The sequence below is a fragment of the Xanthomonas sp. F10 genome (genome assembly GCF_014206815.1).
Lineage (GTDB): Bacteria > Pseudomonadota > Gammaproteobacteria > Xanthomonadales > Xanthomonadaceae > Xanthomonas_A > Xanthomonas_A indica.
This window is the reverse complement of record NZ_JACHNP010000001.1, coordinates 216,637-241,109: the sequence shown is the minus strand read 5'-3', so window position 1 is coordinate 241,109 and position 24,473 is coordinate 216,637. Positions and strand designations below refer to the sequence as shown.

Annotated in this window: 15 protein-coding genes; 12 read left to right on the top strand and 3 right to left on the bottom strand. The window is 71.0% G+C overall.

Annotated elements, in window-relative coordinates; all coding sequences use genetic code 11:
• Positions 1 to 96 precede the first annotated feature (96 nt).
• From pnuC to FHR56_RS01055, 3 genes are all read right to left on the bottom strand, one after another.
• Positions 97 to 669 carry a nicotinamide riboside transporter PnuC gene (gene pnuC / locus FHR56_RS01065; protein ID WP_160948297.1) on the bottom strand — a complete coding sequence of 191 codons (573 nt, stop codon included), beginning with the start codon at positions 667 to 669 and terminating at the stop codon, positions 97 to 99.
• 335 nt (positions 670 to 1,004) lie between these two features.
• Complete coding sequence (locus tag FHR56_RS01060; protein WP_160948296.1) at positions 1,005 to 3,185, bottom strand: TonB-dependent siderophore receptor; 2,181 nt, start codon at positions 3,183 to 3,185, stop codon at positions 1,005 to 1,007.
• 104 nt (positions 3,186 to 3,289) lie between these two features.
• Positions 3,290 to 4,441, bottom strand: a complete 1,152-nt coding sequence (locus FHR56_RS01055; RefSeq protein WP_160948295.1) for a phosphotransferase — start codon at positions 4,439 to 4,441, stop codon at positions 3,290 to 3,292.
• Between the two features lie 408 nt (positions 4,442 to 4,849).
• Between FHR56_RS01055 and FHR56_RS01050 the strand changes: the two genes are divergently transcribed.
• The 12 genes from FHR56_RS01050 to FHR56_RS00995 all read left to right on the top strand — a co-directional run bounded on the left by FHR56_RS01050 (position 4,850) and on the right by FHR56_RS00995 (position 24,276).
• Entirely contained in the window at positions 4,850 to 5,695 is an 846-nt protein-coding gene (locus tag FHR56_RS01050) for a glycosyltransferase family 2 protein (RefSeq protein ID WP_160948294.1), read from the top strand.
• A 147-nt stretch (positions 5,696 to 5,842) separates the two neighbouring features.
• Positions 5,843 to 6,793: a hypothetical protein gene (locus tag FHR56_RS01045; protein WP_160948293.1), complete on the top strand. Its 951-nt coding sequence runs from the start codon at positions 5,843 to 5,845 to the stop codon at positions 6,791 to 6,793.
• 62 nt (positions 6,794 to 6,855) lie between these two features.
• Positions 6,856 to 8,727 carry a glycosyltransferase family 2 protein gene (locus FHR56_RS01040; protein ID WP_237473367.1) on the top strand — a complete coding sequence of 624 codons (1,872 nt, stop codon included), beginning with the start codon at positions 6,856 to 6,858 and terminating at the stop codon, positions 8,725 to 8,727.
• On the top strand, positions 8,675 to 10,189 hold the full coding sequence (locus FHR56_RS01035; protein WP_160948291.1) for a hypothetical protein: 1,515 nt from the start codon (positions 8,675 to 8,677) through the stop codon (positions 10,187 to 10,189). Before FHR56_RS01040 ends, FHR56_RS01035 begins: the two co-directional genes overlap by 53 nt.
• Positions 10,180 to 11,145 carry a glycosidase-like protein gene (locus FHR56_RS01030; protein ID WP_160948318.1) on the top strand — a complete coding sequence of 322 codons (966 nt, stop codon included), beginning with the start codon at positions 10,180 to 10,182 and terminating at the stop codon, positions 11,143 to 11,145. Before FHR56_RS01035 ends, FHR56_RS01030 begins: the two co-directional genes overlap by 10 nt.
• A gap of 571 nt (positions 11,146 to 11,716) precedes the next feature.
• Entirely contained in the window at positions 11,717 to 12,901 is a 1,185-nt protein-coding gene (gene pncB / locus FHR56_RS01025; protein ID WP_160948290.1) for a nicotinate phosphoribosyltransferase, read from the top strand.
• Positions 12,902 to 13,119: 218 nt separating this feature from the next.
• Entirely contained in the window at positions 13,120 to 13,578 is a 459-nt protein-coding gene (locus FHR56_RS01020) for a cellulose biosynthesis protein BcsD (protein ID WP_184502388.1), read from the top strand.
• Positions 13,579 to 13,625: 47 nt separating this feature from the next.
• The gene (locus FHR56_RS01015) at positions 13,626 to 14,033 is read left to right on the top strand and encodes a hypothetical protein (RefSeq protein ID WP_160948289.1); all 408 of its coding nucleotides are present in this window, start codon (positions 13,626 to 13,628) and stop codon (positions 14,031 to 14,033) included.
• 94 nt (positions 14,034 to 14,127) lie between these two features.
• Positions 14,128 to 16,278, top strand: a complete 2,151-nt coding sequence (gene bcsA / locus FHR56_RS01010) for a UDP-forming cellulose synthase catalytic subunit (RefSeq protein ID WP_160948288.1) — start codon at positions 14,128 to 14,130, stop codon at positions 16,276 to 16,278.
• A 59-nt stretch (positions 16,279 to 16,337) separates the two neighbouring features.
• Positions 16,338 to 18,626, top strand: a complete 2,289-nt coding sequence (gene bcsB / locus FHR56_RS01005; RefSeq protein ID WP_160948287.1) for a cellulose biosynthesis cyclic di-GMP-binding regulatory protein BcsB — start codon at positions 16,338 to 16,340, stop codon at positions 18,624 to 18,626.
• Complete coding sequence (gene bcsZ, locus FHR56_RS01000) at positions 18,623 to 19,789, top strand: cellulose synthase complex periplasmic endoglucanase BcsZ (RefSeq protein WP_160948286.1); 1,167 nt, start codon at positions 18,623 to 18,625, stop codon at positions 19,787 to 19,789. The genes bcsB and bcsZ overlap by 4 nt, the downstream gene beginning before the upstream one ends.
• Positions 19,777 to 24,276 (top strand): cellulose synthase subunit BcsC-related outer membrane protein, encoded by a 4,500-nt coding sequence (locus FHR56_RS00995; protein ID WP_160948285.1) that lies wholly within the window; start codon positions 19,777 to 19,779, stop codon positions 24,274 to 24,276. The genes bcsZ and FHR56_RS00995 overlap by 13 nt, the downstream gene beginning before the upstream one ends.
• The last annotated feature ends 197 nt before the right edge of the window (positions 24,277 to 24,473 follow it).

The window sequence follows — 24,473 nt, the reverse complement described above, 5'->3', positions numbered from 1 at the left end:
ATGTGGGGCGCCTGATGGTTGAGGGCTTCCGGTGTGCCGATTGCCCGACCTTCGCTCGTGCTGTGTCGCTGAAAGCACGGAAGGATATGGGCGCACTCAAGTGATTGCACGCGCGCGGCGCAGATCCGCCTGCCACAGGCGCAATCCGTACACCGCCAGCACCACGAATCCGGCGTACAGCGCCGCGGTGGGGTACAGCCCCTTGTACAGGAACACGCCGACGTAGACGCAGTCCAGCACCATCCACAGGCCCCAGTTGGCGATGCGCTTGCGCGCGGCCCAGACGCTGGCGACCACGCTGAACGCCGACAGCGCCGCATCCAGCCACGGCAGCGCCGCATCGGTGTGCCGGTGCATCCACCAGCCCAGCAGCACCGCGCCGGCGGCGCCGGCCAGCACCGAGCGCAGGCCTTCGGCCCACGGCAGCGGCCCGACCTGGACCTTGCCGTCGTCGCCGAGTCCTTTGCTCCAGCGCCACCAGCCGTAGCCCTGCAGGACCACGTACAGGCCCTGCAGCAGCATGTCCGAGTACAGCTTCCATTGATAGAACAGCCACGCGTACAGCAGCACCGCGACCACGTTGACCGGCCAGCACCAGCGCACCCGCCGCGCGGTCAGCCACACACCCAGGACATTGACCAGCACGGCGAGCAGTTCGAGGGGAGACATGGTGGGGTGGCCGGGATTGGGGAGTGGGGATTCTGGATGGGGTGTGGTGCGCGAGCGCGTTGCATTGCGCGCGTTTGCAGGAGCGGCTTCAGCCGCGACAAGCGTTAGCAGGAACGCCCGTCGCGGCTGAAGCCGCTCCTACAACGGCATCAGCGCGCCTGGCATTCAAGGAGAGGGCGATGGATGAAGTCATCGTGGATCAGTGCATCTGAATCAGGACGTTTCGCAAACGCATGGAATCATGGGGGTTGTAGGAGCGGCTTCAGCCGCGACCGTCGCCATGTCTGCTTCCGGCTTTTACGAATCTCCAATCCCGCCTCCCCAATCCCCGCTCCTCAAAAATCGAACTGCACCGCCAACCGCGCGGTCCGCGGCGCACCGAGGAACAGATAGTCGTCGCCTTCGTAGGCACCGACGTCGCGCCAATAACGCTTGTCGGTGAGGTTGTCCACGCTCAGCCGCAGCGTGGTCGGTACCGCACCCAGGCGCGTGGCGTAGCGGGCGCCGAGGTTGTAGACGCTGTAGCCGCCGACGGCGACCTGGCCGCTGCGGTCGGCGTATTTGGCGCCGCTGTACTGCGCGCCGCCCAGCAGCGCCAGACCGTTGACGCCGGGCACGTCCCAGGTGGCCTGCGCGCTGGCGCGCAAGCGCGGCACGTTCAACGCCTGGTGGCCTTCGTCGCCCGGCGTGCCGGTGTCCTCTGCGCGTGCGCGGATGCCGGCGACGCTGGCCTGCAGGTGCAGGCCGGCGCCCAGCGTGCCGGCGGCCGACAATTCGATGCCGCGGTTGTGCAGGCGGCCCTGCTGCACGAACAGGAAGCTGCCATCGGCCTGCGGTTGCGCGTACTGGTACGCCTGGCGCATGTCGAACAGCGCCGCGCCCAGGGTCACGCCATCGCGCTCGTACTTCATGCCGACCTCGCGCTGGTAGGCGCTGGTGGGGGCGAGGATGCTGTCGGCGTTGCTGGCGAACCAGGGCGCGGCGCCGCCCGGGGCCAGGCCCTTGGCGAAGCTGGCGTACAGCGACAGCGAGGGCTGCACCTTGAACAGCAGCGCCGCCTGCGGCAGAAACACGGAGCGACGGGTGCGCCGGGTCAGGGTGCCGTCGCGGTCCCAGGCGCGTTCGTCGTAGCGCACCTGGCGCGCGCCCAGCAGCAGCTGCCAGGCATCGCCGATGCCGATGCGGTCGCTGGCCAGCAGGGCGGTCTGCGCGCTGTCCAGGCGCCGGCGCTTGGGGCCGAGGACCGCGTCGGCCGGCGCCAGCAGCGGCGGATCGGCGTCGATGTTGCCGCTGCCGATCATTTCATTGATCGAGCCGTGGCGGTCGATGGTGCGATGCAGATAGTCGACGCCGACCTGGAACTGGTGCTGCAACACGCCGGTGCTGGCGCTGCCGCTGGCGATCGCCTGCAGTTCGTCGTTGCGGCGGCTGTCGGCGGGGCTGCGGTAGTCGTAGATGTCGTAGTCGCCTTCGCGGCTGAAGTGGTTGGGCACGGCGTCGCCGGCGCAGCTGGCCGCGCCGTAGCAGCCCCAGGCGAAGCTGGAGTAATCGTCGATCAGGGCGCGGCTGTGCGACGCGGCGACATGCACGTTCCAGGCGTCGCTGAAGCGGTATTCGTAGCGCACCTGTGCATTCAGCGCCTCGATGCCGACCGGCCTGGACCACGGCTGGTAGGCGAGCAGGCGATGCACCGACACGCCGCTCGGCAGCTGCGTGCCGCCGAGCAACTGGTAGCCCGGCACCGAACGCTGCTGGCGGTCCTGGTATTCCACGTCCAGTTGCAGGGTCGATTGCGGATCGATGTTCCAGTCCGCGGCCAGCGACAGGAAGTTGCGGTGGCCATCGGCGTGATCGACATAGCTGCGCAGGGTCTCGTGCGCGGCATTGACGCGCAGGCCGAACTGGCGCTCGCTGCCGAACCAGTCGCCCAGGTCCAGCGCCGCGCCACGGCTGCCGTCGTCGTCGCCGCTCAGCACCAGGCTGCGCACGTGCTGCGGGCGCTTGGTCTGGTAGTCGATCACCCCGGCCGGGGTGGTGATGCCGGACAGCACCCCGGACAGGCCCTTGAGCACCTGCACCTGCTCCTTGTTCTCCAGCGCCACGTTCTGTTCGCCGGCGATGGTCAGGCCATTGATGCGGTAGCTGTTGGCCGCATCGAGCGAATAGCCGCGGACCAGGAAGTTCTCGTAGTAGCCGATCGGCGCATAGCTGTCTCCGACCGCGGCGTCGGCGCGCAGCACCTCGCTGAGCACGCGCACCTGGCGGTCGGCCAGTTGGGTGCGGTCGATGGTGTCGATCGCCATCGGCGTCTCCAGCAGCGGCGCGTCGCCGTAGCCGCTCAGGCTGCTGCGGTTGTGCGGCTGGCGGCCCTGCACGTTGACTGCGTCCAGTTCGACCGGGGTCTGCGCGGTAGCGGATGCCGGCGCATCGTCGGCGGCCAGGGCCGGCAGCGGCAGGGCGATGGCCAGGCCCAGCGCAAGCGCGTGCGGGGCGGGGAAGCGGCGGGTGGGAAGCATGCGGAACGACCTCGGGCAAACGAAACGAAAGAGGGAAGCGGCATCGCCGCGCGGCGTGCGTGCGGCAGCCGTGACAGCGGATGGAGCGGTGTGGATGCGACGGTTCATGGCGCGGCCGCGGCGCGCCGCTGCAGGTGCCGCAGCAGGCGCTGACCCTCGCGCTCGCCGTACCAGGTGGCGTGGCCGAGCAGGTAGCGGCGGTAGGCGATTTCGGCGTGCGCGTCCGAGCCGGTGATGCCGGCGAAGTAGTCGATCTCGCTGAGCGCGAAGTCGGCATGCACCAGCGGCAGCAGCGCGGTTAGCAAGCGCAGTTGCGCCGCGTCCAGCGGCAGCAGCGTGGTGTAGCCGTGCAGCAGCGCATCGAGCTGGTCGAGTTCGGCGACCGCTTCGCCGCCGTCGTCCAGTTGCAGCCACGGGATCAGGTTGCGTTCGATCGCGGTGGCCAGGTCGAACAGGGCGAAGGTCCGGTCGGCCAGGCCGAAATCGAACACCGCGCTGACCGTGCTGGTGGCGCCGTGGCCGCGCCACAGCAGGTTGGAGGCGTGCCAGTCGCCATGCGTCCACAGCGCCGGCGGCGGCGCCTGCAGCAGCGGCCACGCCTGCGCGTGCCAGGGCAGCAGGTGCGCGCGCAGGTCGTCCTGCCAGTCGTGCCGCTGCAGCCATGTCGCCAGTGCCGGGCGCCGCTCCAGATCCTGCTGCAGCGCCTGCACCGGCTGCGGCTGGGCGAACAGGCGCAGGTTGGCGACCAGCACCGTGGTGCTGCGCGGAGGCGCGGTGTAGCCGGCGGCGGCGCGGTGCAGTGCCGCCAGGGCGCGGCCGGCGGCGGCGGCATGGGTGGTGTCGGTGAACGGCGTCCACGACACCGCCTCACGGTAGCGATCCTCGCCGTCGCCGGCGCGCATCACCTCGTAGGTCCAGTGGGCGCGCCGCACCGCGCTGGCGCCGTCGCGGTCGCGCAGCACCTCTGGCACCGGCACGCCCTGCGCGCGCAGGTGGGCGATGAAGGCGTGCTCCTCGCCCAGCGCGTGCAGGTCGCGCACGCGGCGGTGGTGGCGCTTGACGAACAGCGTGCCGGCCGCGGTCTCGACCTCCGCCGCCGCGGAGAAGGGGCGCGGGCTGTGCCAGCGCAGTGCGCGCAGCTGGCCGGGCAAGGCGTACTGCTGCAGCAGCGCCTCCACCTCGCCGTCGGACAGCGGCGGCCAGTCGGCGGCCACGGTCTGCAGGCCCATGCCGTGCATCTGGTGGCGGGCGCTCATGCGCGTCTCTCGCGGTGTTGGTGCGCCCGGGCGCGCCGCATGCCGGGCGCGCGATGCGCATCGTCGCGGCGGCTGTGCGCGATTGGTCTAGACCAGGGGCGGGGAGGCCTGGGGCAGGGCCCGGTCGCACGATCGGGAGCGGGGACGGTGGCGCCGCCGGCGTCTCGGCATGCGCGCGGGCTCAGGCGGCGCGCGCGGTCTGCGGGGTGGGGCGGCAGCCTGGGACAGGAAACAACGCTGACCGGCATCTGCACTGGGCGAAGGAAAGGACACGGATCGCTCCGTCTCCCGCACGTGCGGGCCGCAAACGGCCGCGCAGCGCACGGGGCGCAGAGTATGCGCGGCAATCGCCGCCGCCGCCATGCCTGTCGCGCGCGTGGCGGACGGCGCATGCGGGATAATCGGCGGATGAGCGAACAGCAGATAGCCGTGGTGGTGGTGACCTACGAGAGCGGCAGCACCATCGATGCCTGTCTGCAGCGGCTGCGCGCGGCCGCCGAGGTGGCGCAGATCCGGGTGGTCGACAACGCCTCGCGCGACGACACCCTGGCGGTGGTGCAGCGGCATGCGCTGGACGATGCGCGGGTGCGCTTCATCGCCAATCCCGACAATCCCGGCTTCGCCACCGCCTGCAACCAGGGTGCCGCGGCCAGCGACGCGCCGTGGCTGGCCTTCGTCAATCCCGATCTGATGGTCGAGCCCGACACCCTGTCCCAACTGCGCGCGCAGGCCGCCGCGCTGGGCGAGGCGCTGCTGGGCGTGGAGCAGGTCGACGAGCACGGCCGCGCCGACGCCGCGGTGCGGCGCCGCGATCCGGACTTCGCGGCGATGCTGCGGCATCCGCTGGCCGGCTCGCGGCTGGCGCTGGCGGCCGACCCGGCGCAGCCGCTGCAGCCGGTGCCGGCGCTGTCCGGTGCGCTGATGCTGTTGCCGCGCGCGCTGTTCGCGCGCATCGGCGGTTGGGACGTCGGCTACCGGCTGCACGCCGAGGATCTGGACCTGTGCCGCCGGGTCCGCCAGGCCGGGGCCACGGTGGCGGTGCTGAACAGCCTGCGCGTACTGCACGTGCGCGGCGTCTCCAGCCGCAAGCGGCCGTGGTTCGTCGAGTGGCACAAGCACCGCGGGCTGTGGCGCTACTTCCGCAAGTTCGAGGCGCCGAGCCGGGCCTGGCCGGTGCGGGCGGCGGTGTGGGCGGTGATCTGGCTGCACGCCTGGGTCACCTTCGCCCGGCTGTGCTGGCGGCGCCCAGGCTGAACGAAATCTGCCGCGTTGCGCGCGCGTGCGGCATGGCAACATAAATTCGCTATATTGGGAAGTGCGTCACTTAACAAGTGCCGTGTTCCGCCGATCACCCCTGCACCGTGCCCGCTCTGGTGCGGGGGCCCCACCAGGAACTCAACCATGCTTGATCTCGACGGCGTGCGCTCGCGCACCCACGCGCGCGCCTGCGCGTCCGCTATGCCCATGGCCGCTGCCGGCAGCGTCACGCCTGCGCGCCGCGCGGGGCTGGCACTGGCCCTGCTCGCGCTGGCGGCCGGCCCCTGCTACGCCAGCGCCTGGGTCGACGAGGCCGGCCACGGGCTGGTGATCCTCAAGGCCAGCCATACCGATGGCGGCGCGGTGTTCAACAGCCACGGCCAGTCCGGCAACTTCCCCGATGCCGGGCGCAGCCGCCAGGACCAGCTCAATCTCTATGGCGAATACGCGCTGAGCTCGGATCTGACCCTGGTCGGCAACTTCTATTTCAGCAAGGTCGGCTACCGCAACGACAGCGGCTACGGCGACCGCCACAGCAGCGGCTGGTCCGACCAGGAAATCGGCCTGCGCTACCGGCTCGACCCGGATGGCCGCGACGGTCCCTGGCAGGGCGCGCTGCAGGTGCTGGCGCTGGTGCCCGCCTATGCGCGCCAGCGCGACGGCGCGCGGCCGGCGCTGGGCCAGGGCGACTACGGCGCCGAGTTGCGCTACAGCGTCGGCCGCGGCTACCGCCTGGGCGAGCACGACGGCTATGTCGACCTGGGCACGGCGGTGCGCCTGCGTGGCGGCGACGCCTCCGACGAGGCGCGGCTGGACGTGTCCAGCGGCCTGGCGCTGGCGCCGCGCTGGATGCTGATCGGCGAGTTCAACGTGATCCAGAGCCTGGGCAACGGCAAGGGCCCGAACCGGATCTACGCGCCCGGCGACAATACGCCGATCCGCGGCAACAACTTCGATTTCAGCAAGCTGCAGGCCTCGGTGCTGTACACGCTGCCCGGTGGCACGCAGCTGCAGCTCGGCTACCAGCAGCCGGTGGCCGGGCGCAACACCGGCGGCGCGGGCGGCCCGTTCGTGGCCGCCTGGTGGCGGTTCTAGCCGTGTCCGGCGAACACGACAGCGTCGCCGCCGAGGCGAGCGCCCCCGGCCGGCTCGGGCGGCTGCCGACCGAGGGCGGCCTGCAGGCGCCGATCGGCGAGGCGCTGGTTGCCGCGGGGGTGATCGACCCGCCGCAGCTGCAGAATGCGCTGACCCTGCAGTCGCGCTGGCGCTCGCGGCTGGGCGACGTGGTGCTGGCGCAGCGTGGGGTGGCCGCGCTGCGCTTCTACACGGTGCTGGCGCAGCATTTCGGGCTGCATTTCGTCAATCTGCTCCAGCAACCGATCGACCCGGCCCTGTTCCAGCCGGAGCGGCTGGCCGACTACGCGCAGCGCCTGGTGCTGCCGTGGCGCGAGGAGGACGGCCAGCTGGTGCTGGCGGTGGCCGATCCCGGCCCGGAGATCTTCGCCTGGGCGCGCGCCACCTACGGCGAGCAGGTGCGCTTCGTCGGCACCTCCAAGTTCGACATCGTCTGGAGCCTGCAGCAGCACGCCGACGCGCAGCTCACCCACGACGCGCTGAACCTGCTGGCCGAACATGCACCGGAGCATTCGGCGCGGCAGGTGATCACCCGCGCGCAGTCCGCCTTCCTGGTGGCGTTGACCGTGGTGCTGGCCGCGGCCCTGGCGCTGTGGCCGCTGGTCACCCTGATCGCGCTCAACACGCTGATCGCGGTGGCGTTCCTGGCCACCTTCGGGCTGAAGCTGGTGCTGGCCTGGCGCGGCGCGCGGCGCCGCATCGACATCAAGGTCAGCGACGAAGAAGTGGCCGCGCTCGGCGACGAGGACCTGCCGGTCTACACGGTGCTGGTGCCGATGTACAAGGAACCGGACGTGCTGCCGATCCTGGCCAACGCGCTGCGCCGGCTCGACTACCCGACCTCCAAGCTGGACGTGAAGCTGGTGCTGGAGGCCGATGACACCGAGACCATCGAGGCGGCCAAGGCGCTGGGCCTGGAGGCGTTCTTCGAGATCATCCGGGTGCCGCCGTCGCAGCCCAAGACCAAGCCCAAAGCCTGCAACTACGCGCTGCGCTTCGCCCGCGGGCAGATGCTCACCATCTACGACGCCGAGGACAAGCCGGAGCCGGACCAGCTCAAGCGCGTGGTCGCCGCGTTCCGCAAGTCGCCGGCCGACGTGGCCTGCATCCAGGCGCGGCTGAACTACTACAACGCCGACGAGAACTGGCTCACGCGCATGTTCACGCTGGAATACACGTTGTGGTTCGACTTCTACCTGCCGGCGCTGGAAACCCTGCGCATCCCGATTCCGCTCGGCGGCACCTCCAACCACTTCCGCCTGGACATCCTGCGCAAGGTCCACGCCTGGGATCCGTACAACGTCACCGAGGACGCCGACCTGGGCGTGCGCCTGACCCAGCAGGGCTACCGGGTCAGCGTGGTCAACTCCACCACGTTCGAGGAAGCCAACGTCAGCATCCCCAACTGGATCCGGCAGCGCTCGCGCTGGCTCAAGGGCTACATGCAGACCTGGCTGGTGCACATGCGCAACCCGGTGCAGCTGTACCGCTCCACCGGCGTACGCGGGTTCTGGGGCTTCCAGCTGTTCGTCGGCGGCACCTTCTTCACCGCACTGGCCGCGCCGCTGATGTGGCTGAGCTACGGGCTGTGGCTGGCGGTGGGCTCGAAATTCTTCGATCCGTTCTTCCCGCCGGCGCTGCTGTACCTGAGCCTGCTCAACCTGCTGCTCGGCAACGGCTTCCTGATCTACATGACCCTGGTGGCGGCGTTCAAGCGCGACTACTTCCGCCTGGCGCCCTACGCGCTGACCGTGCCGCTGTACTGGCTGCTGCAGTCCATCGCCGCCTACAAGGGCCTGTGGCAGCTCATCCGCAACCCGTTCTACTGGGAAAAAACCACCCATGGCATCAGCAAGCACATGGCCGAAGAGCGCCGCGCCGCGCTCGACGACTGACGCGCCGCCGCGCGCGCGTGGCACCGCGGTGTTCGTGCTCACCGCGGCGCTGCTGGCGCTGCTGTGCCACCGGTTGCTCGCGCATGGCTACATGAGCGACGACGCGATGGCGCAGTACGCCAAGCTGCTGCTGTTGCGCGACGCGGCCGGCTTCCGCATCGAGTACCTGGGTTTCCTGTACGCGCAGGCCTCGCTGTACCTGGGCGTGCTGATCGGCGGCCTGCCGGGGTTGTCCACGCCGCTGCTGCCGTACCTGGTCGACGTGCTGGCCGGGGCGACATTGGTGACCCTGCTGTGGCGCGACATCGCCGCCGGGCTGGGGCGCGGCTGGGCGTGGGCGCTGAGCGCGGGCCTGGTGTTGCAGCCGTTCTTCCTGTGGCCGACGTTGTCCGGCAACAACCAGGGCCTGGGCCTGCTGGTGTTCTACGTGGCCGCGCGCGCGCTGCGCCACTTCCGCGACGATCCGGAAGCCTTCGCCTACCTGCGCCTGGCCGCGAGCCTGTGCCTGCTGTTCTTCGTCGACGAGCGCGCCTGCTTCCTGGCGGTGGCGCTGGCGCCGTGGCTGTTCCTGATCGCGCCGCCGCGCCTGATGCGGCAGGCGCCGCTGGCGTTCTACCTGGTGTGCTACCTGCCGTTCCTGTTCGCGGTGGCGGCCTGGATGTACCTCAACTACATGTTCTTCGGCGACCCGTTGCTGTTCGTGCGCGACGCCAACTCCGCCTTCCGCGGCATCTATGCGCAGGCGGCGCTGCAGCCGTGGCTGCAGCAGGCCGCGGCGCAGCCGTGGTGGCCGCCGTTGTGGCTGTTGCTGGCCGGGCTGGTCAGCGCGCCGCTGTTGCTGTTGCTGCGCCACACCCGCGCCGGCGACACCTGGCGCAGCGTGCTGGCCGCCACCTTGACCGTGATCGGCGCCGGCACGCTGGCCACCTGGGCGCGTTTCACTGCGCAGCCGCTGGACTTCCTGGCCCTGCTGCTGGTGCCGGTGGCGCTGGTGCTGGGCGACCTGCGCCGCGACCTGCGCTGGCTGGGCCTGGCGCTGCTGCTGGCCGGCGCGGTGTCCAGCGGCTGGGTGATCGCCCGCACCGCCACCTCCACCACCCGCGACTGGATCGCCGCGCTGCAGGCGCCGGCGCCGCCGCGCCATGCCGACGCCGCACAGTTGGGCGCGTGGCTGGCCGAGGCGCGGCTGCCGACCCTGCTGGACGATCGCGCCAGCTACCCGGTAATCGTCGCCCGCGGCGACGCCAGGCAACTGATCCTGCCGTTCGACCCGCGCTTCAAGCAGGCGCTGGTCGATCCGCGGCAGATGCCGGCGCAGGTGGTGGTGAGCGACCCGGCCAGCCAGGCCGGCGCCCTGGACAGCCTCAACCGGCGCTTCCCGCAGCTATGGCAACAGGGCCTGCCGGGCTACAGTCTGGTCTACCACCAGGGCATCTACCGGGTATGGCGCCGATCGCCGTGAGACTGCTGGCCGCACTGCTGTTGGCGCTGAGCGCCGGCGGCTGCAGTGCGGCGCCGGCGCCGCCGTGGCTGGGCGCCAACGTCAAGGTCTCGCCGCAGGCGCCTTGGGGCAGCGCGGCCGCGCAGCAGTCGCTGCGGCAACTGGCCGATGCCGGCGCCTCGCGCGCGCTGCTGGTCGCCTTCGTCTGGCAGGCCGCGCCGCAGTCCTCGGCGCCGGTGCTGGGCAGCGACAGCAGCCCGGCGCTGATCCGCGCCGGACTGCGGCAGATGCGCGCCGCGGGCCTGCAGCCGGTGCTGAAGGTGCATCTGTGGATTCCCGGGCACTGGGCCGGCGAGGCCGCGCCGGCCGATCGCGATGCCTGGTTCGCCGCCTACCAGCGCGCGCTGCTGCAACTGGCCCAGGTCGCCGCCGAGGAACGCGCCAGCGCGCTGATCGTCGGCACCGAACTGCGCCAGTTGCAGGATGCGCCGCAATGGCCGGCGCTGCTGGCGGCGGTGCGCCAGGTCTATCGCGGCCCGATCGGCTACGTCGCCGACGGCCTGGAGCAGGCCGAGCGCTTCGGTTACTGGGACCGTTTCGATTTCGTCGGCACCAGCCTGTACCCCGCGCTTTCCGCCACGCCGGCGCAGCGGCGCGCGCAGATGCATGCGGCAGCGGCGCGCGTGCAGGCACTGGCCGAGCGCAGCGGCCGCCCGGTGTGGGTGGCCGAACTGGGCTTGCGCTCGGCGCGCGGCAGCCTGGCCGCGCCGTGGGAAAGCCCGGAGCAGCGCACCGCCGACGTCGACACCGCGTTGCAGGCGCAGGTGCTGCACGAGTGGCGCGAGGTGCTCGACGCGCAGCCGCGCATCGCCGGCATCGCGCTGTGGTGCTGGTACACCGACCCGGACGCCGGCGGCGCGCAGGACAGCGATTTCACCGTGCAGCACAAGCCGGCGCAGGCGGTGCTGAAGCGGTGACGCATGGTGCATGGCCTTTCGTTCGCGGTGGCGGCTGCAGGACACTTCCAGTAACGCAATTTTTCACTGCTCAGCGGGACATCGCTTACTTGTAGGAGCGGCTTTAGCCGCGACCAACGTAATCGATTATGCCTGTCACGTTTGAAGCTGCTTCTGCGATTAGAACGAAGCTCAAGCACAAGCTGACGCAAAGGCAAATGCTTTCGCCCTGCGGGCGAGTCGCTTTTCTTTGCTTGTGCAAAGAAAAGTAACCAAAAGAAGCGCTTCACCACAGCCGAAGGCTGGTCAAGCACACCCTGCAGCGCGCCCTCCGCGCTACGCGCTCCGGGTTCGCAGCCACGACGGACATTTTTCGACGGCACATCCATGTGCCGGCGAAAAACGACGCGCATCCTGCGCGCCGCCCTTCGGGTATTCACCCGCCGTGCCTGCCGCGATGAGGGGGTCGTCAAAGCAAAAGCAATAGCAATAGCAGGAGCCAGAACAGGTGTGGCGATGCGGTGGCGACTGCGATGACCGCTTTTGCAAAGGGCGACAACTTGGCGCAACGCATCGGGCGCATAATCGCGCGATGATCATCGACTCGTTGCTGGACACCGACCTCTACAAGTTCACCATGATGCAGGCGGTGCTGCATCAGCATCCCGGCGCGCAGGTGGAGTACCGCTTCAAGTGCCGTACCCCGGGCATCGACCTGGCGCAGTACCTGCCGCAGATCTCGGCGGAGATCGACGCGCTGTGTGCGCTGCGCTTTCGCGAGGAGGAACTGGACTACCTGCGTGCGATGCGCTTCATCAAGCCGGACTTCGTCGATTTCCTGGCGCTGTTCCACCTGGACCGCAAGTATCTGCAGGTGCAGGCCTCGACCAGCGTGCCCGGCGAGATCGAACTGCACATCCGCGGGCCGTGGCTGCACACCATCCTGTTCGAGGTGCCGCTGCTGGCGATCGTCAACGAGGTGTGGTTCCGCAATGCCGGCGGGGGAGAGCATGCCGAAGGCCTGCGCCGCCTGCAGGCCAAGATCGCGCTGCTGCGCGATACCCCCGGATACGACGGCTGCGCCATCGCCGACTACGGCACCCGCCGCCGCTATTCGCGGGCCTGGCACGGCGAGCTGCTGCCGGTGCTGCAGCAGACTTTGGGCAAGCAGTTCGTCGGCACCAGCAACGTGCATTTCGCCCGCCGTTACGGGCTGACCCCGCTGGGCACGATGGCCCACGAGTACCTGCAGGCGTTCCAGGCGCTGGGGCCGCGGCTGCGCGACTCGCAGGCGGCGGCGCTGGAATCGTGGGCGCGCGAGTACCGCGGCGACCTCGGCATCGCATTGTCGGACGTGGTCGGCCTGGACGCGTTCCTGCGCGATTTCGATCTGTACTTCTGCAAGCTGTTCGACGGCATGCGCCACGATTCCGGCGACCCGTTCGAATGGGGCGAGCGGATCCTGGCGCACCTGCAGCGGCATCGGGTGGATCCGCGCAGCAAGATCCTGGTGTTCAGCGACGGCCTGGACATCGACAAGGTGATGCGGCTGTACGCGCATTTCCGCGACCGCTGCATGCTGGCGTTCGGCGTCGGCACGCACCTGACCAACGACCTGGGCCTGGTGCCGCTGCAGATCGTGATCAAGATGGTCCGCTGCAATGGCCAGCCGGTGGCCAAGCTCAGCGACTCGCCGGGCAAGACCCTGTGCGACGACCCGGCCTACCTGGCCTACCTGCGCCAGGTGTTCGAGGTGCCGGCCGAGGACCCGCGCTGAGCGCTGCGGCAGTGCGCCGACGCGGCGGACGCCGCGGTCCCGGGACGGCCGGACAGGCGTCGCAGTTCGGCGCATCGGGACTTTGCGGTGAAGAGGGAGTGAGATACACTGCGCGATAAAGTGAGAACTGTGTCGCAATAGTGGCGGTCGGCGACGGCCGGCCAGGCGCCGCAGCCGCTACGCCGTTGTCGTTCCGTCCCTGCCCAGAGACTTCCTCGATGAGCGCTCACGCGTTGCAGACCCATTACCGCACCCATGCCTGTTCGCGGCAGTGGCGCGGCTTTCTGCGCGCGTTGGCCGAGGAGTTCGCCGCCGAACTGGGGGCCGAGGACCTGGCGCTGTTGATGGCGCGCATCGGCCGCCGCTTCGCCGCCGAACATCCGGTCGGTGCCTGCGCCACCCTGCAGGACCTGGAGCAGGCGGCCAACCGTCTCTGGGACCAACTGGAATGGGGCTATGCGCGGTTCGAGGAACACGCCGACCGCGTCGAACTGCTGCACGCCGGTTCGCCGCTGCACATCGGCCTGGCCGGGCAGGCCACCGGCGCCGACGGGTTCCTGGAGGGGGTGTATCAGGCATGGTTCGTGCAGGTCGGCATGTCGGCCGGGCTGGGCGTGCGTGCGTTGTCGTCCGGGAACGAAGACCTGCGGCGCTTCGTGCTGGCCAGGATCGGCTGAGCGCGGCGGCAGCGACCGACTATTTTCAGATCGTCATGAGGGGAGTCATGTCCAAGAAGTCCAAGCAGACGGGTGCCGAAACCGGCGACGACGTCTCCAGCCTGTTCGCCAAGCTCGGCAGCAGCGGCGCTACCGCCTACCAGGATTTCTCCGCCGACCGGCTCAGCGCGGTGGAGCCGGTCGCGGCGCCGCCGCCGCCGCCGGCGCCCGCCGTCCCGGCACCGGTGCTGTCGGTAGTGCGCGCCGCGGTCGAGCCGAGGCCGGCCGCCCCGTTGCCGGTTGCGCCGCCGCCGCCAGCGCCTGCCGCCCCGGCTGCGCCGGCGCCGGCCGCCGCCGTGGCGGGAACCGGCAGCGGCACGCCGTTGCAGCAGTTGTTCCAGCGCCTGCTCGAGGCTGGCCGCGAGGCCGCCGTGCCGGCGCCGGGCGGTCCGCTCAAGCGCTTCTTGACTCGTTGATGCCGCGCGGCGCCTCGGGCGCCGCCCTGTTTGCCGTCGCCGCGTGGTGGGGAAGACCGCGCGCCGACCTCCTCCCCCTTGTTAGGAACCGCCGATGAGCGCTGCCTCCGCGTCGCATGCCGCGCGCCCGCTGCATGTCCTGGCCAACTGGTCGCTGTGGCTGCTGGGCGCCGTGTTGCTGGTCTTCGTCGTCGCCATCCCCATGGAGGTGCCGCAGCAACTGGTGTTCTCGCTGGTGGTGTTCGCCGCGGCGATGCTGCTGCGGCGCAGTGGCAGCCGCCTGGCGATCCTGGTGATGATGGCGCTGTCGCTGGCGGTGTCCTCGCGCTACATCTGGTGGCGCCTGACCCAGACCGTGGGCATGAGCAGCCCGATCGACCTGAGCCTGGGCCTGGGCCTGCTGCTGGCCGAACTGTACGCATTCGTGATCCTGGCCCTGGGCTATTTCCAGGTGCTGTGGCCGCTGAACCGGCGGCCGCTGCCGCTGCCGGCCGACCAGCGGCAATGGCCCAGCGTCGACCTGTTCATCCCCACCTACAACGAACCGCTGTCGGTGGTGCGCTCGACCATTCTCGCCGCCAGCGTGATGGACTGGCCCGCCGACAAGCTCAATATCTACCTGCTCGACGACGGCCGCCGCGACGAGTTTCGCGCGTTCTGCGCGCAGGCCGGCATCCACTACGTCACCCGCACCAACAACTTCCACGCCAAGGCCGGCAACATCAATGCCGCGCTGAAGAAGTCCAGCGGCGAGTACGTGGCGATCTTCGACTGCGACCACATCCCCACGCGCTCGTTCCTGCAGGTGGCGATGGGCTGGTTCCTGCGCGACGCCAAGCTGGCGGTGGTGCAGATGCCGCACTACTTCTTCTCGGCCGATCCGTTCGAGCGCAACCTCGGCAACCACGGCAAGGTGCCCAACGAGGGCGAGCTGTTCTACGGCCTGCTGCAGGACGGCAACGACCAGTGGGATGCCACCTTCTTCTGCGGCTCGTGCACGGTGATCAAGCGCAAGCCGCTGGAGGAAGTGGGCGGGGTGGCGGTGGAGACCGTCACCGAGGACGCGCACACCGCACTGAAGCTGCACCGTCGCGGCTACCGCAGCGCCTACATCGCGGTGCCGCAGGCCGCCGGCCTGGCCACCGAGAGCCTGTCCGGCCACGTCGCCCAGCGCATCCGCTGGGCGCGCGGCATGGCGCAGATCGCGCGGCTGGACAATCCGCTGCTGGGCAAGGGCCTGCGCCTGTCGCAGCGGCTGTGCTACGCCAACGCGATGCTGCACTTCTTCTACGGGCTGCCGCGCATCGTGTACCTCACCGCGCCGCTGGCCTTCCTGTTCTTCGGCGCGCACGTGATCCACGCCTCGGCGCTGATGATCCTGGCCTACGCGCTGCCGCACATCCTGCAGGCCAACCTGACCAACCTGCGCACCCAGGGCAAGTTCCGCCACCTGCTGTGGAACGAGGTCTACGAGACCACCCTGGCCTGGTACATCCTGCGCCCGACGCTGGTGGCACTGTTCAATCCCAAGCTCGGCAAGTTCAACGTCACCCCCAAAGGCGGCCTGGTGCCGCGCAGCTACTTCGACGGGCAGATCGCCAAGCCCTACCTGTTCCTGCTGGTGCTCAACCTGGCCGGCGTGGTCGCGGGCGTGATGCGCCTGCTCAGCGTGCAGGCCGGCGGCGAGGCGCAGACCATCTGGTTCAACCTGGCGTGGACCGCCTACAACGTGCTGCTGCTCGGCGCCACCATCGCCACCGCCAGCGAGATGCGCCAGGTGCGCCGCTCGCATCGCGTGCCGCTGGACATCCCGGCCACGCTGCACCTGGCCGATGGCCGCGAACTGGCCTGCCGCACCGTCAACTTCTCCACCGGTGGCATGGCCCTGCGCCTGCTCGCGCCGGTGCCGGTGGAGCCGGACATGCCGGTGGAGATCGCGCTGCCGCAGCGCGGCAGTTCCAAGCGCCTGCCGGCGATGGTGCGCCACGACCGCGACGGCGAAATCAGCATCCAGTTCCGGCCGATGTCGATCGAACAAGAGCGCTGGCTGGTGGCCTGCACCTTCGCCCGCGCCGACATCTGGGTGTCGCAGTGGGGCCGCCACGACCGCGACCGCTTCTGGGTGTCGCTGGGGCGCGTGTTCGCGGCCAGCATGCGCGGCTTCCGGCGCCTCGGTCAGCACATCGCCAGCAGCGCGCGCAGCGGCTGGCGCGGCCGCGCCACCGGCGAGGAGGCGGCGCCGTGAGTCGTCGTCCCGCGGTGGTGCGTTGCTCCCTCTCTTTCCCTTCTTTCCGGTTGCCGTCGATGCGTCTACCCGCCCTGGCTGCGTGCTGTCTCACGGTCCTGTCCGGCCTCGCCCTGGCCCAGGAGCCGACCCTTCCCGCCACCGCGCCGTCGCCGGCGGCCGCCGCGACCGCCACGCCGCTGCCGTCGCCGGCCGAGCGCGAGCGCTCGGCCACGCTCAAGCAGCTCGGCGTGGACTACGAGATGACCCTGCGCGGCATCCAGGGCAGCGCCGGCATTCCCTTCAGCACCCGTACCGACGAAGTGGTGCAGGCGGCGAACCTGCACCTGGTGTACAGCTATTCGCCGGCGCTGCTGCCGGACCTGTCGCACCTGAAGGTCAGCGTCAACGGCGTCACCGTGGCGACCCTGCCGGTCAGTCGCGAGAACGCCGGCAAGCTGCAGCAGAGCGACGTGCCGATCGATCCGCGCCTGATCAGCGACTACAACCGGCTCAACCTGCAGCTGATCGGCCATTACACCCGCGACTGCGAGGACCCGGACCACACCAGCCTGTGGGCCAACATCGATCCGTCCACGCGGCTGTCGCTGACCGCCACCCCGCTGGTGCTGCGCAACGACCTGGCGCTGCTGCCGGTGCCGTTCTACGACAAGCGCGACACGCGCCGCTTGGAACTGCCGTTCGTGTTCCCGCAACGCCCGGACCTGCCCACGCTGCGCAGCGCCGGCATCGTCGCCTCCTGGTTCGGCGCGCAGGCCGGCTACCGCGGCGCGTCGTTCGGCGTGGCCATCGGCGACGTGCCGGCCACCGGCAATGCGGTGCTGTTCGCCACCGCTGCGACCCTGCCGGCGGAACTGGCGGCGACCCAGGCCGGCTTGAGCGAGATCTCCGGTCCGACCCTGGCGATGGTCGCCAACCCGCGCGATGCCACCGGCAAGCTGCTGCTGGTGCTGGGCCGCGACGACGCCGACCTGCAGCAGGCCGCCACCGCGCTGAGCCTGGGCACGCCGTTCAACGGCCCGGTGGCGCGCATCGGCGAGCTCAAGCAGGCGCAGCCGCGCAAGCCCTACGACGCGCCCAACTGGATCTCCAGCGACAGGCCGGTGCGCTTCGGCGAGCTGGTCGCGCAGACCGCGCAACTGAACGTCAGTGGCTACCACCCCGATCTGATCCGGGTCGGCCTGCAGCTGCCGCCGGATCTGTTCGTGTGGCAGCGCGACGGCATCCCGATCAACCTGCGCTACCGCTATACGGTGCCGGAGACGCAGAACAAGTCCGCGCTCAACGTCAGCATCAACGAGGCCTTCGTGACCACGCTGCCGCTGACCGGTCACGCCTACGCCGAGTCGTTGCCGCTGCGCTGGTGGCACGAGCTCTCGCCCAAGGGCGCGATGCCGGTGGAGCAGAAGCTGCTGCTGCCGACCGGGCCGTTCTCGGCCAACAGCCAGCTGCGCTTCCACTTCTTCTTCGACCGTCCGCAGGCGGAGGCGTGCAAGAACACCTTCCCCGACGTGTCCGGCGCGATCGATGCGGATTCCAGCGTGGACCTGCGCTCGTTCCATCACTACATGGCGATGCCGAACCTGGCCGCGTTCGGCAATGCCGGCTTCCCGTTCACGCGCCTGGCCGACCTGTCCGAATCCACCGTGGTGGTGCCGGACGAGATCGGCGATCAGGACATGGCCAACCTGCTGACCCTGCTCGGCCGGCTCGGCGCGTCCACCGGCTATCCGGCGCTGCGGGTGACCCTGATCCACGCCGCCGAGGTCGACAAGCACGCCGACAGCGACCTGCTGGTGTTCGGCAGTCTGCGCTCGCAGCCGCTGTTCCAGCGCTGGAGCGCGGTGCTGCCGATCGGCGATGGCGCCAGCGGACAGCGGTTTTCGATGAGCGACTGGGTGCTGGACAAGCTGCCCGGCTTCCTGGCGTTCGATCCGCGCCGCACCGACCTGCCGACCACTGCCGAGGTCGCGGTGAAGCCGGCGCCCGGCGATGTGGTGCTGATGGGCTTCCAGTCGCCGCTGAAGGCCGGGCGCAGCGTGGTCGCGCTGCTGGCCGAGGACCCGGCCAGCGTCGAGGACTTCTTCGACGCCTGGTTCGAACCGGCCACGCTGAAGGATTTCCAGGGCAGCGTGGTGCTGCTGCAGAAGGGCAAGGTGCGCAGCCTGGCCGGCAACCAGACCTACTACGTCGGCCACCTGCCGCTGCCGACCTGGGCGCGCTGGTACTTCTCGCAGCATCCGCTGCTGCTCGGCCTGGCGGTGGTGGCGCTGAGCGTGCTGCTGGCGCTGGCCGCACGCGTGGTGCTGCGCCGGCATTCGGCGGCGCGGCTGCAGGAAGGCCAGTGAACGCACACACTGGCCAACGCCGGCGCCTGCTCGGCGGCCTGCTCGCCGCCGGTGCGGCGACGCTGCTGCCGCCGGCGCGCGCCGCGCTCGCCGCAGCGCCGGCCTGCGCGCCGTGGCGCGAGTGGACCGCATTCGTCGGCAAGCACCTCGATGCCAGCGGGAGGGTGATCGATTTCCAGCACGCCGACCAGCGCAGCACTTCCGAAGGCCAGTCCTACGCGCTGTTCTTCGCGCTGGTGGCCAACGACCAGGTGCTGTTCGAGCGCGTGCTCGGCTGGACCCGGCACAACCTGTGCGGCGGCCGCCCGCAGCAGGTGCTGCCGGCGTGGCTGTGGGGCCGCGCCAGCGACGACAGTTGGCGCGTGCTCGACGGCAACACCGCCAGCGACGCCGACCTGTGGATCGCCTACGTGCTGCTCGAGGCCGGGCGCCTGTGGCAGCGGCCCGGCTACACCCAGGCCGGCCTGCAGACGCTGGCGCTGGTGCGGCGCACCGAGCTTGCCGAGTTGCCCGGGTTCGGCAGCATGCTCTTGCCGGCGGCCAAGGGGTTCGTCAAGCCGCAGCGCTGGACGCTCAACCCCAGTTACCTGCCGATCCAGTTGCTGCGGCGCTTCGCCGCGGTCGATCCGAAGGGGCCATGGGCCGGCCTGGCCACGCGCAGCGCGCGCCTGCTGCGCGACAGCGCGCCGGTCGGCTTCGCCCCGGACTGGATCGCCTGGAACGGCCGCGAGTTCGGCGTCGATCCGGACAAGGGGGCGCTGGGCAGCTACGACGCGATCCGCGTGTACCTGTGGGCCGGCATGCTCGATCCCGCCGAGCCGCTGCGCAAGACACTGCTCGACGATCTGTCCGGCCCGCTGCAGCAACTGCGTGCGCAGGGCCGCCTCGACGAGAAGATCGACACCCGCCAGGGCGTCGGCAGCGGCCAGGCGCCGCCCGGCTTTTCCGCGGCCCTGCTGCCGTACCTGAGCGCGCTGCGCGAACCGGCGCTGCTCAAGGCGCAGGCGCAACGCATTCCCGCGCCCGGCGACGCCGCCGCGGCCCGGCTTCCCTACTACGACCGGGTGCTGATCCTGTTCGGCCGCGCCTGGCTCGACAACCGTTACCGCTTTTCCGCAGACGGCGCGCTGCAGCCCGCCTGGAGAACCCAATGCTCCGCATGAACCTCAAGCCCCTGTACCTGGCCGGCATGATCGACCTGTGCCTGCTCGCCGGCAGCGCACAGGCGCAGAACGCCACCGCCACCCAGCAACTGGTCAGCCAGGGCAACTACTGGCATGACCAGGGCCGCGACGACCTCGCCGCCGACGCCTGGCGCAAGTTGCTGCAGGTCGACCCGAACCAGCCCGATGCGCTGCTCGGCCTGGCCCAGATCGATCTGGCGCAGGGCCGCCAGACCGACGCGCGCAAGCGCCTGGCGCAACTGCAGAAGGCGCATCCGCAGGCGCCGCAGACCCAGCGCCTGGCCATGTCGATCGGCGGCAGCGGTGGCAGCGGCGACACGATCGAGCTGCGCAACGCGCGCCGCGCCGCCGCCGCGGGCCGCTACGTGGACGCGGTGCGCGCCTACCAGGCGCTGTTTGACGGCAAGGGCCCGCCGGACGCGCTGGCGCTGGAGTACTACCAGGCGCTGGCCGGCACGCCGCAGGGCTGGGAGGGCGCGCGCGACGGCCTGCGCCGCCTGGCCGCCGCGCAGCCGGACAACACCGCCGCGGCGCTGGCGCTGGCACAGGTGCTGACCTATCGCGAACCGTCGCGGCGCGAGGGCATCGCCCAGCTCGCCGCGCTGAGCAAGCGTGCCGATGTCGCCGGCCCGGCCCGCGCCGCCTGGCGCCAGGCCCTGCTGTGGCTCAACGCCGGGCTCGCCGATGCGCCGTTGTACCAGGCGTTCCTGGCCGCCAATCCGAACGATGCCGAGGTCGCCAACAAGCTGGCGCAGGTGCAGGCGCGGCGCGCGCAAGGCGGCGGCGACCCGGCCGGCGAACAACTCGGCGAGGGCTTCAAGGCGCTCAACGCCGGCAACCTGGCGCTGGCCGAACAGCGCTTCGCGCAGGTGCTGCGCGCGCGCCCGCGCGATGCCGAGGCGCTCGGCGGCCTGGGCTCGGTGCGGTTGCGCCAGCAGCGCTTCGGCGAAGCGCAGGAACTGCTGCGCCCGGCCGCGGCCGCCAACGGCAAATGGCGCAGCGCGCTGGACAGCGCGCGCTACTGGCTGCAACTGCAGCAGGCACAGGACGCACGCACACGCGGCGACAGCGACGCGGCGCTGCGCCTGGCCCAGCAAGCGGTCAAGCTCAAGCCCGAGGAGGCCGCCGGCTACGCGCTGCTGGGCGACCTGCAGGCGGCCAGCGACGCCGCCGCGGCCGAGAAGAGCTACCGCGAGGCGCTGCGTCTGCATGCCGACGACAGCGGCGCGCTGCAGGGCCTGATCGCCCTGTACAGCCGCCAGGGTCGCGCCACCGAGGCCAGTGCGCTGTTCGCCCGGCTCAGCCCGGCGCAGCGCCAGCAGGCCGGCGGCGAGTCCGCGCTGAAAGCCAACCTGCAGCGCGCCCGCGCGCAGCAGGCGCTGGAGGCCGGCGACAGCGTCACCGCGCAGAGCGAACTGGAGAAGGCGATGGTCGACAACCCGGGCGATCCGTGGGTGCGCCTGGACCTGGCGCGGCTGTACCAGCAGGCCGGGCGTCCGGACCAGGCGCGCAGCGTCATGGATGGCCTGCTCGCGGTGCACGGCGACATGCCCGAGGCGCTGTACGCCAACGCACTGCTGGCGCAGGAGCGTGGCGACTGGGCCACCGCCTACGCCAGCCTGGAGCGCATCCCGGCCACTGCGCGCACCGCCGAGATGCGTGCGCTGCGCAATACCGCCTGGGTCGAACAGCAGGCGGCACAGGCGCGGCTGCTGCAACAGCAGGGCCGTGGCGGCGAAGCGCAGTTGCTGCTGGGCCGCACCGAGGCCGCGCTGGGCGATGCGCTGGAGCAGCCGGCGCTGCTGGCGGCGATGGCCGGTGCCTATGCCGACATCGGCAGCAACCAGCGCGCGCTGACCCTGGCGCAGCGCCTGGTCGCGCAGAACCCCTCCACCGAGGCGCGCCTGCAGTACGCCGGCGTGCTGTTGCGCGCGCACCAGGACGCGGAACTGGCAGCGACCCTGCGGCAACTGCGCGACGCCGACATGAGCGCCGAGCAGCAACGCCGCTACCAGGCGCTGCGCAGCGGCTACGTGCTGCGCCAGGTCGATGCGCTGCGCGAACTCGGCAACCTCGAAGCCGCCTACGACGCGCTGGCGCCGCTGCTGGCGCAGCAGAACCAGGATTCGCAGGCGGTGGCCGCGCTGGCGCGGCTGTACGCCGCCGCCGGCGACCAGCGCCAGGCGCTGGTGCTGTACCAGCAGCAACTGCAGCAGTCGCCCAACGACCTGGACACGCTGATCGCCGCGGCCAACACCGCCGCCGCGCTGCGCGACCTGCACAGTGCCGAGGACTATCTGCAACGTGCGCTGGCGCAGGCGCCGGATTCGCCGCAGGTGCTCGCGGCCGCCGGCCGCGTGTACCGCAGCGCCGGCAAGAACCGCAAGGCCGAGAGCTACTTCCGCGCCGCGCTGGCGGCGCAGGCGCGCGAGGCGGGACAGTACGACAACGGCCTGCCGGCGGCCAATGGCCCGGCGTCCTATGCCGCCGCCGGGCGCCCGCTCAATCCGTTCGCCGGCATGAACGGGCGCATGCCGCGCAGCGCCGCGGTGGTGTCCGACAGCCTCGGCGGCGGCATGCCGGCGCCGGCCTACGCGGCGTCCGCACTGCCGGGATCCGCGCTGGCCGTGGCCGCCGGCGACGACCTGCCGCCGCCGGCCAGCGCCAGTGCCGCCGGCGTGGCCCTGGCCGCATTGCCGGTGCCGGGCCAGCGCACGACCACGACCACCCGCACCGCACCGCGCGCGCTGCCCGGCGATGACGGGTTGCTGGCCGCCGCGCCGCGTGGGTCCCTGCGCCAGCCGCCCGCAGCGGCCACGTCCGTGGGCGGTTCCAGCGTGCTCGACGAGTTGCGCGAGGTGCAGGCCGAGAACAGCGACAGTCTCGCTACCGGCGCCAGCTACCGCGCCCGCGACGGCGAAGCCGGCCTGGGCCGGTTGCGCGATCTGGAAGTGCCGCTGCACGGCGAGTTCGCAGTAGGCGAGGGCAAGCTGCAGGTCGACGTCACCCCGACCCTGCTCGATGCCGGCACGCTCGGCACCGGCTACGCCACCGCCAGCCGCTTCGGCGCCGGCCCCGCGGCGGCGATGGGCGATGCCCTGGCCGCCGACCGCACCCCGATCGACACCCTGGTCGGCAGCGACCTGTACCAACTGCTGCTCACCGAGGGCAACAGCAACGTCACCCGCAACGCGCTGCGCACCTACGCGGTCAACACCGGGCTGTACAACAAGCTGTTCAACGACACCGACCCGGCGCTGACCAATGCGCAGCGCGAGGCGGCGGCGCTGCAGGCGCTGTACGCCGAACCGCTGTCGGCGTTCCTGCTCGGCAATACCGCCGCCGACACCGCGATCGGCACGCTGGCCAGCGCCATCCTCGGCGATGCCTCGCGCAGCGCCGACCTCAGCGCCGCCGACATCGCCCGCTTCCGCAACCTCGCCGCCAACCCCACCGCCGCGGCGCTGACCCCGGCCGGCTTCAGCCAGGCGCTGTACACCATGGCTGCCAACGGCAACGGGGCGCGGCGCATGGACCAGGACGCGCGCGGCGTCGGCATGGCGGTGACCTACAAGAACGGCGGCTTCAGCGCCGATCTGGGCAGCACGCCGGTCGGCTTCCCCGAGCGGCGCATCGTCGGCGGCGTCGGCTATCGCGGCCAGGCCGGCGAGAACCTGACCTATTCGGGCGAGGTGTTCCGGCGTGCGGTCAGCGACAGCCTGCTGTCCTTCGGTGGCGTCGACGACGGCCGCGCCGGACTCGGCTGGGGCGGCGTGACCAGCAACGGCCTGCGCCTGTCGGCCACCCTCGACAACGGCCTGCTCGGCGGCTACGCCAGCGTCAGCGCCGATCGCCTGGTCGGCCGCAACGTCGCCGACAACGACCACCGCCAGGTCGACCTGGGCGTGTACGTGCACGCGCTGGACACCGAGAACCAGTCGCTGACCGCCGGCCTCAACCTGACCGCGATGCAGTACGACAAGAACCTGGGCGGCTACACCTACGGCCAGGGCGGCTACTTCAGCCCGCAGGATTACGTGGACCTGGGCTTCCCGGTGCACTGGAGCGGGCGCACGGCCGGACGCACGGTCAACTGGAGCGTGGACGCCAGCGTCGGCGTGCAGCACTTCCGCAGCGACGACAGCCCGTACTTCCCGACCAGCGCGCAGATGCAGCAGGCCGCCTACGACGCTGCCTCGCTGGCCGCGCTGCTGGGCCTGACCGACCGCTACGTCGCGCCGGTCTACGCCGGGCAGAGCAAGACCGGCATGTCCTACAACATCGCCGGCGCGGCGGAGTGGCAGATCGCCCCGCAACTGTTCCTGGGCGGCCGCCTGCTGTTCAACAACGCCCGCGACTACACCCAATTCAGCACCAACATCTACGTGCGCTTCGTGCTCGACCGGCTCGGCGCCGGCCTCGGCCGCCGTCCGCAGGTGCTGGCCTCGCCGTACGTGCCGGAGTAGGGCGCCGCGGGCGCGCTGCTCCCGTCGTACGTAGGAGCGGCTTCAGCCGCGACGGGCGTTCCACGGGAGAGCCCGTCGCGGCTGAAGCCGCTCCTACAGCTTTTCGCCAGCAGCCTTGCGGCGCGCGGGATCGGAACGCTGCATCACGGCTGTTGCAGGGTGCGCAGTTACCCCGCTGCACGCCCCGCCACCACGGC

What these genes read in the sequence shown, in the direction of transcription:
- FHR56_RS01020 (WP_184502388.1), top strand. Translation starts at nt 13,120, where the DNA reads ATGAGCGCTCACGCGTTGCAGACCCATTACCGCACCCATGCCTGTTCG.
- pnuC (WP_160948297.1), bottom strand. Translation starts at nt 669, where the DNA reads ATGTCTCCCCTCGAACTGCTCGCCGTGCTGGTCAATGTCCTGGGTGTG.
- bcsB (WP_160948287.1), top strand. Translation starts at nt 16,338, where the DNA reads ATGCGTCTACCCGCCCTGGCTGCGTGCTGTCTCACGGTCCTGTCCGGC.
- FHR56_RS01055 (WP_160948295.1), bottom strand. Translation starts at nt 4,441, where the DNA reads ATGAGCGCCCGCCACCAGATGCACGGCATGGGCCTGCAGACCGTGGCC.
- FHR56_RS01035 (WP_160948291.1), top strand. Translation starts at nt 8,675, where the DNA reads ATGGCATCAGCAAGCACATGGCCGAAGAGCGCCGCGCCGCGCTCGACG.
- FHR56_RS01045 (WP_160948293.1), top strand. Translation starts at nt 5,843, where the DNA reads ATGCTTGATCTCGACGGCGTGCGCTCGCGCACCCACGCGCGCGCCTGC.
- FHR56_RS01060 (WP_160948296.1), bottom strand. Translation starts at nt 3,185, where the DNA reads ATGCTTCCCACCCGCCGCTTCCCCGCCCCGCACGCGCTTGCGCTGGGC.
- FHR56_RS01050 (WP_160948294.1), top strand. Translation starts at nt 4,850, where the DNA reads ATGAGCGAACAGCAGATAGCCGTGGTGGTGGTGACCTACGAGAGCGGC.
- bcsA (WP_160948288.1), top strand. Translation starts at nt 14,128, where the DNA reads ATGAGCGCTGCCTCCGCGTCGCATGCCGCGCGCCCGCTGCATGTCCTG.
- FHR56_RS01015 (WP_160948289.1), top strand. Translation starts at nt 13,626, where the DNA reads ATGTCCAAGAAGTCCAAGCAGACGGGTGCCGAAACCGGCGACGACGTC.
- pncB (WP_160948290.1), top strand. Translation starts at nt 11,717, where the DNA reads ATGATCATCGACTCGTTGCTGGACACCGACCTCTACAAGTTCACCATG.
- FHR56_RS00995 (WP_160948285.1), top strand. Translation starts at nt 19,777, where the DNA reads ATGCTCCGCATGAACCTCAAGCCCCTGTACCTGGCCGGCATGATCGAC.